The 12,582-nt window shown below is 71.3% G+C and carries 13 protein-coding genes; 7 read left to right on the forward strand and 6 right to left on the reverse strand.

The features are described from left to right. The first annotated feature begins 88 nt into the window (after nt 1-88). From speD to ACWH49_RS08545, 5 genes are all read left to right on the forward strand, one after another. Nucleotides 89-484 (forward strand): adenosylmethionine decarboxylase, encoded by a 396-nt coding sequence (speD, locus tag ACWH49_RS08525; protein WP_448171066.1) that lies wholly within the window; start codon nt 89-91, stop codon nt 482-484. Beyond that, complete coding sequence (murU, locus tag ACWH49_RS08530) at nt 481-1,182, forward strand: N-acetylmuramate alpha-1-phosphate uridylyltransferase MurU (RefSeq protein ID WP_448171067.1); 702 nt, start codon at nt 481-483, stop codon at nt 1,180-1,182. Before speD ends, murU begins: the two co-directional genes overlap by 4 nt. 180 nt (nt 1,183-1,362) lie before the next feature. Next, on the forward strand, nt 1,363-1,680 hold the full coding sequence (locus ACWH49_RS08535; RefSeq protein WP_056466254.1) for a DUF883 family protein: 318 nt from the start codon (nt 1,363-1,365) through the stop codon (nt 1,678-1,680). 21 nt (nt 1,681-1,701) lie between these two features. Beyond that, nucleotides 1,702-2,118: a phage holin family protein gene (locus ACWH49_RS08540; RefSeq protein WP_448171068.1), complete on the forward strand. Its 417-nt coding sequence runs from the start codon at nt 1,702-1,704 to the stop codon at nt 2,116-2,118. 10 nt (nt 2,119-2,128) lie between these two features. Next, a complete protein-coding gene (locus ACWH49_RS08545) occupies nt 2,129-2,500 on the forward strand; it encodes a hypothetical protein (protein WP_448171069.1) in 372 nt (123 codons plus the stop codon). A 15-nt stretch (nt 2,501-2,515) separates the two neighbouring features. Here ACWH49_RS08545 and ACWH49_RS08550 read toward each other — a convergent pair whose 3' ends face one another. Next, the gene (locus ACWH49_RS08550) at nt 2,516-3,496 is read right to left on the reverse strand and encodes a potassium channel beta subunit family protein (protein ID WP_448171070.1); all 981 of its coding nucleotides are present in this window, start codon (nt 3,494-3,496) and stop codon (nt 2,516-2,518) included. Between the two features lie 92 nt (nt 3,497-3,588). Between ACWH49_RS08550 and ACWH49_RS08555 the strand changes: the two genes are divergently transcribed. Both ACWH49_RS08555 and ACWH49_RS08560 read left to right on the forward strand, forming a co-directional pair. After that, complete coding sequence (locus ACWH49_RS08555) at nt 3,589-4,983, forward strand: aminopeptidase P N-terminal domain-containing protein (RefSeq protein ID WP_448171071.1); 1,395 nt, start codon at nt 3,589-3,591, stop codon at nt 4,981-4,983. Further along, nucleotides 4,980-6,443 carry a sensor domain-containing diguanylate cyclase gene (locus ACWH49_RS08560; protein ID WP_448171072.1) on the forward strand — a complete coding sequence of 488 codons (1,464 nt, stop codon included), beginning with the start codon at nt 4,980-4,982 and terminating at the stop codon, nt 6,441-6,443. The genes ACWH49_RS08555 and ACWH49_RS08560 overlap by 4 nt, the downstream gene beginning before the upstream one ends. 12 nt (nt 6,444-6,455) lie before the next feature. Here the strand turns inward: ACWH49_RS08560 and ACWH49_RS08565 are convergent, their stop codons facing one another. Genes ACWH49_RS08565 through ACWH49_RS08585 form a run of 5 tightly spaced genes read right to left on the reverse strand, consistent with a single transcriptional unit; the run spans nt 6,456 to nt 12,545 of the window. Beyond that, a complete protein-coding gene (locus ACWH49_RS08565; RefSeq protein WP_448171073.1) occupies nt 6,456-8,105 on the reverse strand; it encodes an FAD-dependent oxidoreductase in 1,650 nt (549 codons plus the stop codon). Beyond that, nucleotides 8,102-9,670, reverse strand: coding sequence for a polyamine aminopropyltransferase (locus ACWH49_RS08570; RefSeq protein ID WP_371262118.1), 1,569 nt, complete (start codon nt 9,668-9,670; stop codon nt 8,102-8,104). The genes ACWH49_RS08565 and ACWH49_RS08570 overlap by 4 nt, the downstream gene beginning before the upstream one ends. After that, nucleotides 9,625-9,849, reverse strand: coding sequence for a DUF350 domain-containing protein (locus tag ACWH49_RS08575; protein WP_056466275.1), 225 nt, complete (start codon nt 9,847-9,849; stop codon nt 9,625-9,627). Before ACWH49_RS08575 ends, ACWH49_RS08570 begins: the two co-directional genes overlap by 46 nt. A gap of 28 nt (nt 9,850-9,877) precedes the next feature. Beyond that, nucleotides 9,878-11,479 (reverse strand): DUF4178 domain-containing protein, encoded by a 1,602-nt coding sequence (locus ACWH49_RS08580; RefSeq protein WP_448171074.1) that lies wholly within the window; start codon nt 11,477-11,479, stop codon nt 9,878-9,880. 16 nt (nt 11,480-11,495) lie between these two features. After that, a complete protein-coding gene (locus ACWH49_RS08585) occupies nt 11,496-12,545 on the reverse strand; it encodes an SPFH domain-containing protein (protein ID WP_448171075.1) in 1,050 nt (349 codons plus the stop codon). Nucleotides 12,546-12,582: the final 37 nt, after the last annotated feature.

Genomic DNA, 12,582 nt, shown 5'->3' on the forward strand with positions numbered 1-12,582 from the left:
TGGGCGGAAAGCCCGCCATTTTAGGGGCGGCCGTCGGCGGGCCCGGGGCGCTCGCCGGCCGCCCGGCGAGCCCGGGATAATCCGCGCGATGCACGGACTGCACCTGACCGCCGACCTGCGCGACTGCCCCGTCGCCCGCGCGCCGATGACCGAGCCCGACGCGCTGCGCCGCGTGTGCGTCGACGCCGTGCAGGCGGCTGGCCTGCAGCCGGTCGCCGAACTGTTCCACCGCTTCGCGCCGGCGCCCGGCGTGCCGGCCGGTGCGCCGGTGGGCATCACCGGGGTGGTGCTGCTGGCCGAATCGCACCTCGCCGTCCACACCTGGCCCGAGATCGGCGGCGTGACGCTGGATGTCTACGTCTGCAACCTTGGCGGCGACAACTCGGCGCGCGCGCACGCGCTCCTCGAAGCGCTGCTGGCCGCTTTCGCGCCGGGCCGGGTCGAACGCCATGCGCTCGAACGCGGTCGCGAGGGGTCGTCATGAAGGCCATCATCCTGGCGGCCGGCCGCGGCCAGCGGATGCGGCCGCTGACCGACCACACGCCCAAACCGCTGCTGCCGGTGCGCGGCAAACCGTTGATCGAGTGGCACATCGAGGCGCTGGCGCGAGCCGGCGTGCGCGAGATCGTCGTCAACACCGCGTGGCTGGGGGACCAGATCGTCGCGGCGCTCGGCGACGGCGCGCGCTTCGGCGTGGCGCTGCGCTATTCGATGGAAGGCCGCGACTTCGGCGGCGCGCTGGAGACCGCCGGCGGCATCGCGACGGCGCTGCCGCTGCTGGTCGACCACACGGACGAGCCGTTCTGGGTCGTCTCCGGCGACATCCATGCGCCGGACTTCGGCTTCGACGCCGCGGCGGTCGAGCGCTTCGCCGCGGGCAGCGCGCAGGCTCACCTCTGGCTTGTCCCGAACCCGCCGTTCCATCCCCGCGGTGACTTCGGCCTCGACGCCGACGGGTACGGCCTGGCCGATGGCCCGGGGCCTGACGGCCGCACCTGGACCTATGCCAACTTCGCACTGATGCGCGGCGCGCTGGTGGCCGGCGTCGTGCCCGGCACCAAGGTCGCGCTCGCGCCGCTGCTGTTCGACGGCATGCGCCAGCGGCGCATCACGGCCGAGGTCTACGCCGGCGCCTGGGAGAACGTCGGCACGCCGGCGCAGTTGGACACGTTGAATCGCTGATTCGCTGATTCGCTGATTCGCGCGATTCGCGCACTATGATGGCTGCAGGAGCAGCCGCCCCGGATCACACGAGAGCGCGGCACGAGGATTGCTGATCGTTGGGACCCTTCTCCCGGGCTGGCCGCACCGAGCGCAGCGGCTGGCCGTCGATGTGTGCGCCATGAACGAAGGAACCCCCCGATGAACGCCAAAGCCACCGCCGCCGAGATTTCGGACGCCGCCCAGACCGCCGTCAACGACGCCATCAGCGGCGCCGAGGACATGCTCACCCAGGCCGCCAACAGCACCGGCGAACGCGCTGCCGAGCTGCGCGCCAAGGCCATGCAGCAGCTGAAGGCGCTGCGCGCCAAGATCGACGACGCCCAGTCCGCCGCCGTGCAGAAGGGCAAGGCCGCCGCCACCGCGACCGACGACTACGTGCACGAGAACCCGTGGCGCTCGATCGTCGCCGCCGCCAGCGTCGGCGTCGTGATCGGGCTGCTGATCGGCCGTCGCTGATCCGGCTCCCGAGACTCGCGAATGAGCCGTGACGACCCGGGACTGCTGGAGGCGTTGACGCGCCTCGGCGGCGGCCTGTTCGGCATGCTGCAAAGCAGGCTCGAGCTGGCCAGCATCGAGCTCGGCGAAGCGCGCGCGCGGCTGGTGTTCACGCTGGTCGCTGCGTTCGCCGCGGCGCTGCTGCTGGCCGGCGCGGCGCTGGCGCTCTCGGCCTGGATCGCCCTCGCGCTGTGGTCGACGCTGGGCTACGCGGTGCTCGGCTGGATCGCGCTGGTGTACCTCGTGGCCGGCGTCGCCGTGCTGCTGTGGCTGCGCGAGCGGTTGCGGGGTCACCCGCCGCTGCTGGCCGACACGCTGACCGAGTTGCGCAACGATGCCGCGTTCATGCGCGGCGAGGCCGCTCCGGAGCCGTCCAGCGCGGCGCCCGAGCGACCTTGAGGACCGCGTGATGACGATGATGGACCGCGACGCCCGCAAGCAGTTGCTGCTCACCCGCATCGCCTTCGAGCGCAGCATGCTGCGCAGCGACCTGGGCCGCGTGCGCCAGGCCGCGAGCGTGCCGCACCTGCTGCGCTCGGCGCTGCCCGGCGGCGTCGGGCAGGCGCTGTTCGGCGCGAACCAGCTGCCGGCGAACACCGCCGGCTGGCTCGCGCTGGGGCTGAGGCTGCTGCGCCGCTACCGCACCGCCGCCGCGCTGGTCGGCGGGCTGGCGCCGGCGTTCGGACTGCGCCGCAGCCTGCGCAGTGCGCGCCGGCTCGGCGTCGTCGCGCTGCTGGGCACCGGCGCCTGGTACGCGTGGCGCGTGTTCAAGCGCCCCTGACCGGGCGCGTGGCGTTCATTGCGCGATCGGTGCGCTGATCGCGTCGATCCGCGCCATCACCTCGGGCGTCAGCTTCGCGATCACGTCGACCGCGCCCAGGTTCGCTTGCAGCTGCGACAGCTTCGACGCGCCGGTGATCACGGTGCTGACACGCGGGTTCTTCGCGGCCCACGCGATCGCCAGTTGCGCGACGCTGCAGCCCAGCTCCGCCGCGATCGGCGCCAGCTGCTCGACGGCGGCGAGCTTCTTCGCGTCGGTCAGGCTCTTGGCGAGGTAACCCATGTTCTCGAGCGCGCCGCGGCTGCCGGGCGGGATGCCGTCCTTGTACTTGCCGGTGAGCAGGCCGCTGGCCAGCGGGCTCCAGGTCGTCAGGCCCAGGCCGATGTCGTCGTAGAGCCGCGAATACTCCTTCTCGACCCGCTGGCGGTGGAACAGGTGGTACTGCGGCTGCTCCACCACCGGCTTGTGCAAGTGATGGCGGTCGGCGATGTCCCACGCGGCGCGGATCTCGCCGGCGCTCCATTCGCTGGTGCCCCAGTAGAGCGCCTTGCCCTGCGTGATCATGTCGCTCATCGCGCGCACCGTCTCGTCGATCGGCGTGGCCGGGTCGGGGCGGTGGCAGTAGACCAGGTCGATGTGGTCGAGACCCATGCGCTGCAGCGAGCCGTCGATGGCCTGCATCAGGTACTTGCGGTTCAGCGTGTTCTTTCGGTTGATGCCGGCGCCCTCGGTCGCCAGCCCCCAGAAGAACTTGGTCGAGACCACGTAGCTCAGACGCGGCCACTTCAGCGCCTTGAACGCCGCGCCCATCACGCGCTCGCTCTCGCCATTGGCGTAGACCTCGGCGTTGTCGAAGAAGTTGACGCCGCCGTCCATCGCGGCGGCCAGCATCTCGGTCGCGGCGGCCGTGTCCACCTGATTGTGGTACGTGACCCAGGAGCCGAGCGAGAGTTCGCTGACCTGCAGGCCGCTGCGGCCCAGTCGTCGGTATTGCATGGTGTGTTCCGATGTTCGTGTCGAGAGTGCGGCGAGGTTAGCCGATGCACCGCGCTGCCGCTGGCGCGGCGTGGCCCGGCTACAGTTCGGGCATGGATTCCTCCGTCTACCCCGCGCGGCGCGCGCGACTCGCGGCGGCCTTGCGCGCGGCCGGCGGCGGCGTGGCCGTCATCCCGACCGCGCCCGAGCGCAACCGCAACAGCGACAACGACCACCCGTACCGCCACGACAGCTCGTTCCACCACCTGACCGGCTTCGACGAGCCCGGCGCCTGGCTGGTGCTGAACGCGAGCGGCGCGTGCGCGATCGGCTGCCGCGCGAAGAACCCCGAGATGGAGATCTGGGAAGGCGTGCGGCTCGGCGTCGACGCGGCGCCCGCTGCGCTCGGCGTGGACAGCGCGTTCGACATCGAGACGCTCGACGCCTTCATGCTCGAGTGGCTCGCCGGTGCGCCTGCGGTCTGGTTCCCGTTCGAGCCCGGCGCGGGCGTGGTGCCCCGCATCGACGGCTGGCTCGCGACGCTGCGGTCGCGCGCGCGCAGCGGGGTCGAGGCGCCGACTGCGGTGCGCGACCTCGCGCCGCTGCTCGCCGAGATGCGCGTGCGCAAGGACGCCGCCGAACTCGCGACGATGCGCCGCGCCGCGCAGATCAGCGCCGACGCGCACGCCCGCGCGATGCGCTTCTCGGCCGCACGCTTCCGCGCCGCGCCGGACGGCACGGTGCGCGAGTACGAGATCGAGGCCGAGCTGCTGCACGAGTTCCGCCGCCGCGGCGCGCAGAGCCCGGCGTACCCGTCCATCGTCGCGGCCGGCGCGAACGCCTGCGTGCTGCACTACGCCGCCAGCGACGCCGAGCTGCGCGCCGGCGAGCTGTGCCTGATCGACGCGGGCTGCGAGCTCGACGGCTACGCGAGCGACATCACCCGCACCTTCCCGGCCGATGGCCGATTCACGCCGGCGCAGCGCGAGCTCTACGACATCGTGCTCGCTGCGCAGCAGGCCGCGGCGGCCGTCACCCGTCCCGGCGCGCGCCACCTCGACGCGCATCACGCCGCGGTGCGCGTGCTCACGCAAGGCATGCTGGATGCGGGGCTGCTCGACCGCGACGTGGTCGGCGGCCTCGACGACGCGATCGCCGCGACCGCCTACCGCCAGTTCTACATGCACGGCACCGGCCACTGGCTGGGTCGCGACGTGCACGACGTGGGCGAGTACCTCTCGCTCGGCGAGGCGCCGGTCGAGCGACTCGATGGCGCCGGCCGCACCATCCACGCCAAGCCGTCGCGCCTGCTCGAAGCAGGCATGGTCGTGACGCTGGAGCCTGGGCTGTACGTGCGCCCGGCGCTCGGCGTGCCGGAGCGCTTCTGGCACATCGGCATCCGCATCGAGGACGATGCGGTCGTCACGGACACCGGCTGCGAGCTGATCAGCCGCGGCGTGCCGGTCGAGGCCGGCGCCATCGAGGCGCTGATGCGCGACGCCGCATGACCACCGACTACGAGGAGATGTTCGAGCTCGCGCCCGTGTCGCTCTGGCTCGAGGACTACAGTGCCTTGCACGAGCTGTTCGCGACCTGGCGCGCCGTCGGCGTGACCGACCTGCGCGCGCACCTGAACGCCGACCGCGCGCGCGTGGCCGAGTGCAGCCGCTGCCTGAAGGTGCTGAAGGTCAACCGCCGCACGCTGACGCTGTTCGGCGCCGCCGACACCGCGCAACTGGTGGCCAACCTCGACCGGGTGTTCCGCGACGCGATGCTGGAGACGCACATCGACGAGCTGGTCGCGTTGTGGGACGGCAAGCTCGCGTTCGCCAGCCAGACCGTCAATTACACCCTGGACGGGCAGCCCCTGGACATCCTCGTCAACGGCAGCGTGCTGCCCGGCCATGCCGACGACTGGTCGCGCGTGCTGGTCGCGATCGAGGACGTCACCGAGCGCAGCCGGGCCGAGGCGCGCCTCGCGCAATCGGAGCGCTACGCGCGCGGCCTGTTCGAGGATTCGCCGGTCTCGCTGTGGGTCGAGGACTTCAGCGCCATCAAGCGCCTGCTCGACGACCTGCGTGCCCGCGGCATCGAGGACTTTCGCGTGTTCACGCAGGTGCACCCGGAGTTCGTGACCCGCTGCATGCAGGAAATCCGCGTGATCGACGTGAACCGCCGCACGCTCGAGATGTTCCACGCGCCCGACAAGGACACGCTGCTGCGCAACATCGACCGGGTGTTCCGCGACGAGATGCACACGCCGTTCGCCGAGCAGCTGATCGACCTGTGGCACGGCAAGCTGATGCAGCACCGCGAGGTCATCAACTACCGGCTCGACGGCGAGCTGATCAACGTGCTGTTGCAGTTCTCGGTGCTGCCCGGGGCGGAGCACGACTGGCGCCTGGTGCAGGTCGCGCTGATCGACATCACCGCGCGCAAGAAGGCCGAGGCCTACCTCGAATACCTGGGCAAGCACGACGTGCTGACGCAGCTGCGCAACCGCGCGTACTTCGAGGACGAACTGCACCGCCTGGAACGCAAGGGCCCGTGGCCGGTGACGATCGTCGCGATCGACCTGAACCGGCTGAAGGCGACCAACGACCAGGCCGGCCACGCCGCGGGCGATGCGCTGCTGCGTCGCGCCGGCGAGGTGCTCGGCAAGCTGGCGGACAAGCCCGCCTGTGCTGCGCGCATCGGCGGCGACGAGTTCGTGCTGCTGATGCCGGGCGAGGACGAGCGCGCCGGCACCGCGATGATCGAGCGCATTCAGTCGCTGGTGGACCTGAACAACCAGTACTACCCCGGCGCGGTGCTCAGCCTGGCGATGGGCTGCGCGACCGCGCAGGCCGGCGAGCGGCTCGAGGCGATGGTGTCGCGCGCCGACGACCGCATGTTCGCGGCCAAGCGCGACTTCTACACCCAGTCCGGCATGGACCGCCGGACGCGGCCGGCACCGCTGGACGACTGAGCGACCGCCCGCTCACTCGCCGGCGTCGCGCCGGACGACCTGGGCCGCCGCGCGCGCGCCCTGGTACATCGCCTCCTCGAACACCGAGTAGCCCGACAGGTCGGTGTGCGCGAAGTGGACGCGGCGCTGCGGCACCGCCAGCGCGCGCAGCGCCGCGCTGCTGCGCACGCCCGGCACCGGCACGCTCATCGCGTGGCCGTAGCGCATCAGGTCGATCTGCTTCAGCTTGCCGGGCAGGTCGGCGTGGACGCGCGCCAGATCGGCCACAACGGCGCCGGCCCAGGTCGACCACGGCTGCTCCAGCAGCCGCGCGCGCGCCGCCGCCAGTTGCGCGGGCGAATCGCCGCCGAGCGCCCAGTACGCGGTCAGCACGGTCGGGCCCGGCAGGCTGCGCGTGCTCTGGTGCATCGCGTCGACGTAGCCGAGCGTGGGCTCGGCCCGCGCGGGCTCGTAGACCACGTTGTCCCAGGACAGCGGCGCGCCGGGCCGCTCGTCCAGCGGTTCGCCCAGGTGCAGGTTCGAGACCAGCCACGGCGCATGCGGCACCGCAGCGGCCGCCGCCAACGCGGCCGGCGGTGCAGCGAGCAGCCGCTGCGCAACGAACAACGGCACCGCCATCACCACATGCGCGGCCTGCCAGCGCTCGCCGCGCTGCGCGGCCACGTTCCACAGATCGACTGCGACCGCGTCGCGCGCCTCGGTGGCCCGCAGCGCGACGCAACCGGTGTGCAGCCGGTCCCGCAGCGGCTGCGCGAGTTGCCGCGCGAGCCAGGCATTGCCCTCCGGCCAGGTCAGCACGCCGTCGCGCTCCTCCGCCGCGTCACCGGGCGCGTGGAAGCCGTGCCGGCTCGCGAAATAGTGCAGCCCGGCCCAGGCCGAGACCTGCGCGGCACCGGCGCCGTAGTCGTCGCGGCAGCAGTAGTCGAGGTACCAGCGCAGCGCCGGCGCGTTCAGGCCCTGCGCGTCGAGCCACGCCGCGAAGGTGACCGCGTCGAGCGCGCCGAGCTGCGCGCTCCAGGGGCTGCGCGCGGTCGGCATCGCGAACGCGCCGGCGGCACCGGCCGGGTCGACCGCCGCACCGAAGCGGCGGTACTGCGCGAGCGTGTCGGCGCGTTGCGCCGGCGGCAGCGCCTCGATCGGCGGCAGCAGCCCGTCGTGCCAGAAGCCCTCGATGTGCAGCCGCTCCTGCGGGCTGTGGCACAGCATCCGTTCGTCGTAGACCGCCCGGCCCTGCTCGGTGCGCCGCACGCCGAGTGCTTCGAGCAGGTCGATCACCTCGACCGCGTGCTCGCCGGGCACCGGCAGGTAATGGGCTCCCAGCGGGCAACGCATGCCGGCGATCGCGTGGCCGCGGCTGTTGCCGCCGGCCGCGTCTTCGAGGTCGAACACATGGACGTCGTCGATACCGGCACGCGCCAGCGCGCGTGCGGCGGCCAGGCCCGACACGCCGGCGCCGACCACGATCGCGCCGACGCGGCGCTGCACGGCCGGTGCGGCGCGCAGCAGCGCGTCCCGATCGCGCACACGGTGCCCGCGCTGCGCGCTCGCGCCGATCCAGCCGCCGCCGTAGGCGGCCGGCGCATCGCGCGTGCAGGCCGCCAGCGGCGCGAGCGCGGCGCCCGCCAGCAGCGTGCGGCGGCGGATCGTCGCGGGCGACGTCACTGGTGCACCTTGCCCCATTCCTCTTCGAAGGTTTGCACCAGCACCTGGTTGGAGAGTCGGTTCACCTCGGTCGGCACGCGCGCCATGTCGAGCGGGAAGTTGAACAGCGTCGGCAGGTCGGCCGGCGACAGGAAGCGCAGGCCGGCGGGCAGCGCGGTCGGCATCCGGAACGGCCGGCGGCTCGCGAGGATGAAGCCCCATTCGCCGAAGCTCGGCACGTGCGCGTGGTACGGCGTGGTCGCGAGGCCCGCGGCCTCCAGCGTGGTCGCGACGGTCCAGAAGCTCTTGCGCGCGATCAGCGGCGAAGTCGTCTGCACGACCGCGTAGCCGCTCGCCGTGAGGTGCTGGTCGAGCAGGCGGTAGAAGCTCGAGGTGTAGAGCTTGCCGATCGAGAAGTTGGTGGGGTCGGGGAAGTCGACCACGATCACGTCGTAGCGGCCGGCGTCCTGCTCGAGCCAGCCGAACGCATCGGCGTTGACGATGTGCACCTTCGGCGACAGCAACGCATCGCGGTTCAACTGGCGCAGCAGCGGCTGGATCGAGAACAGCTGCGTCATGCGCGGATCGAGCTCGACCAGCGTGACCCGTTCGACGCTCGGGTACTTGAGGATCTCGCGCGCCGCCATGCCGTCGCCGCCACCGAGCACCAGCACCTGTTTCGGCGCCCCGTGTGCCGCCATCGCCGGGTGGACCAGCGCCTCGTGATACCGGTACTCGTCGCGCGAGTGGAACTGCAGGTTGCCGTTCAGGAAGAGGCGCACGCCCTGCGGGCTGGCGGTGACGACGACGCGCTGGTACGGGGTCGATTCGCTGAACAGCACGGTGTCGGCATAGAAGCGGTCCTCGGCCCAAGTGGTCACGTGGTCGGCCGCGGCGAATGCGGCGAGCAGCGCGGCGATCGTCGCGGCGCACGCGAGCGCGTGCGCGCCCAAGCGGCGCAGCTCGCCGCGGAACAGCAGCAGCGCCCAGACTGCCACCGCCGCGTTCATCAAACCGAACAGCGCGCCGGTGCGGATCAGCCCGAGGTGCGGCACCAGCAGCAGCGGGAACGCGACCGCGACCGCGAGCGCGCCCAGGTAGTCGAAGGTCAGCACCTGCGAGACGAGCTTGCCGATGCCGCCGTGCTGGTGGCGCCGCAGGATGCGCATCACCAGCGGGATCTCCAGCCCGACCAGGATGCCCACCAGCAGCACCAGCGCGTACAGCGCGAAGCGGAACGAGCTGCTCGCGAGCGACTGCAGCGCGAACAGCGCCACCGGCATCAGCCCACCGACGAGACCGACCAGCAGTTCGATGCGCAGGAAGTGCGCGACCAGCTGCCGCTCGAAGAAGCGCGACAGGTACGAACCGACGCCCATCGCGAACAGGTAGGCGCCGATCACGGTCGAGAACTGCAGGATCGAGTCGCCCAGCAGGTAGCTCGCCAGCGTGCCGGCCGCGAGCTCGTAGACCAGCCCGCAGGCCGCGACGACGAAGACCGACGCGAGTAGCGCGACCTCGGCCGGGCGCGGCGCTGGATTCACCCGTGGACCGCGGCCGCGACGATCAGCCCGATCGCGATGCACATCGCGCCGACGACGATGGCCAGCGCGACGTTCTTCTTCTCGACGATCTCGCTCCACAGGTCGTAGGGCGTGAGCTTGTCGACGATCACGAAGCAGATCCAGAAGATCGCCACGCCGATCAGCGCGTAGAGGATCGAGCCGGCGACCACGCCGGGCTTCAGCCATTCAATTCCGTTCATCGCGAACCTCCTGTCGAAAACTGTGAAGCTACTTGTGGCCGCCGCCGCTGGAGAAGCCACCGAACGAACCGCCGGTGCCGCCGTAGTAGCCGCCGCCGCTGCGGTTGCTGTTCAGGCAGTTCTGGTACTCGGACGAGGCCGCGCCAAAGGTGCTGCGCACCTCATCGCAATTGGACGACCTCCCGCCGCGGCTGCAACGGAACAGCATCAGCACGACGATCACGACGAAGGCCCAGAAGAAGATCTTGGCGAGCAGCGACGCACCGTTCAGCGACGTCGGCAACGCATCGCGCTGCAGCGCGGCGCTCTTGTCGGGCGCGAGGCGGAAGGCCTTCAGCACCGTCTCGGCCGACAGCGTCTCGCCGCCCGACCAGACCACCTCCTGCGTCGCACCGTCGCCGGTCTGCTCGCGGTTCAGGCGCTTGGCGCCGGCACTGCCGGTGCCCTGGTAGTCGCTGTTGAACGTGCGCTGGTTGCGCGTGACCTGCCAGTAGAACTCGCCCAGCACGTAGGTGACCATGCCGGTGTAGTCGTAGAGCTTGCGGTAGGTCGCGCCCTGGTAACTCACGACCTGCCCGCTGCCGGACGGCACGCCGGTCAGCGGCGCGGTCCAGCTCCAGCCGTCCTGCGCGTCGACCAGGAACGCGAAGCCTTCGGTGCGGTGGTACAGCAGGTACTCGCGCCAGACGGTCTGCTCATCGCCTTCGCCCTGGTCGACCTCGCAGCGCTCGGCGTAGCCGACCACCTGCCACGGCAGCGCCGCCTTGCCGAGCGCGAGCGTGCCGGTGCTGCCGAGCGGGATCTGCGGCTCGCTGCCGTTGGCCTGCGCGTAATGCTGCAGCGCGCCGCCGACGCCTTGCGACACGTCGACCACCGCATGGCACTGGGTGCAGACGATCGATTGGGTCGTCGCGAGCTTGATCTCGAGCGCGGTGCCGCAGCTCGGGCATTCGACGGTCTTGCCCTTCAGCGTCTTCTCGGTCGCGTCCGCGAGCCCGGTCAGCGCGAGCTCGCTCAACGCCACCGAGCGGCCGATCGACCAGCCGGGAGCGTCGCGTTCGCTGTAGTCGAGCGTGCCGACCTCGCCGCGGGTGTTGCGCAGGTCGGCGACGACGAAGCTGCCGGCCCCGTTCGGCCGGCGCGGCAGCTCGCCCTGCGCGGCCAGCAGCGTGGCGCTCGTGATCGACGCGACCGACCACGCCTGCCCTTCCACCTGCACCGGTGCGCCGGCGCGCAGGCTGCCCGCCGCCGGCGCCGGGGCGGCCAGCGGCGCGTCGAACGCGATCACGTAGCGGCCGTTGTCCTCGCTCAGCCAGCCGGACTTGCCGCTGTCGAACAGCACGTGCCATTCGTTCCACGTGCCGTCGCTGTAGCGGTACTGCAGTCGGCCGACCAGCGTGAACGCCGCGCCCTGGTAGGTGCCGGCGGCGCCCAGCTGCAGCGGCGAGAAGTCGTCGAAGACCTCGGCGCTCTCGCCGATCTTGCGCAGCGCGTCGCCCTCGCGCACGACCGTGCTCTTGCAGAAGCTGCAGACGGCGAACGCCGACGCCGCCGATCGAAACTCGACCGGCGCGCCGCAGTTGGGACACGCCGCGCGGTAGGCGCGCTGCGGGGACGGTTCGGTGGCCAAGTGGGCGCTGGCCAGGTCAGACGAGCTTCTTCAGCAGCTCCGCCTTCTTCGCGTCGAACTCGTCCTGGGTCAGGATGCCCTTGGTCTTGAGTTCGCCGAGTTTCTCGAGCGTGGCCATCACGTCCTCGGGCTTCACGCCCACCGCCGCGGCAGCACCGGCGGCCGCAGCCGGCGCCCCGGGCGCATTCGCGCTCAGGCCCTGGCCGAGCTGCTGGGCCATCACCTGGCCGAGCGCGACCCCGGCGCCCAGGCCCATCGCGTCGCCGACCACGCCGCCGCCGTTGGCCGCCCCCTCGGCGAACTTCGGGATCGCCTGCGCGGTCTGGTACTGCATGAACTTGCCCATGTCGCCGCCGACCATGCCCATGCCGATCTTCTGGTCGAGGATCTTCTGCAGCTCCTCGGGCAGCGAGACGCTCTGCATCGTCACGCTCTCGAGCTTGAGGCCGAGCGCGGCGAACGACGGCGCGGTCGCGTCGAGCAGCGCCTTCGCAAACTCGACCTGGTTGGCCGCGAGGTCGAGGAACGCGACGCCGCTGGAGGCCACCGCATCCGAGATGTGCTGCAGCATCAGCCCGCGCAGCTGGCCGTCGAGGTCGGCCACGGTGTAGGTATCGCGCGTGCCGGAAATCTCGGTGTGGAACAGCTTAGGATCGGCGATCCGGTAGCTGTAGTTGCCGAACGCGCGCAGCCGCACGGCGCCGAAGTCCTTGTCGCGGATGGTCACCGGCTGGGTCGTGCCCCAGCGCTGGTCGACCTGCTGTCGCGTGCTGAAGAAATAGACGTCGCTCTTGAACGGGCTCTTGAAGAGCTTGTCCCAGTTCTTCAGGTAAGTCAGGATCGGCAAGGTCGCGGTCGTCAGCGTGTAGCGGCCGGGGCCGAACGCGTCGGCGATCTTGCCCTCGTTGACGAACACGGCCATCTGCGACTCGCGCACCGTCAGCGAGCCGCCGTTCTGGATTTCGCGGTCCGCCATCGGGTAGCGCCAGGCGAGCGTGCCGTCGCCCGTCTCCATCCACTCGATGATGTCGATGAACTGTTTCTTGATGAAATCCATCAGCGCCATGGCAGATCGCTCCTCCAGAACCCCCGGGGATCCGGGT

The organism is Rhizobacter fulvus, from assembly GCF_964020785.1.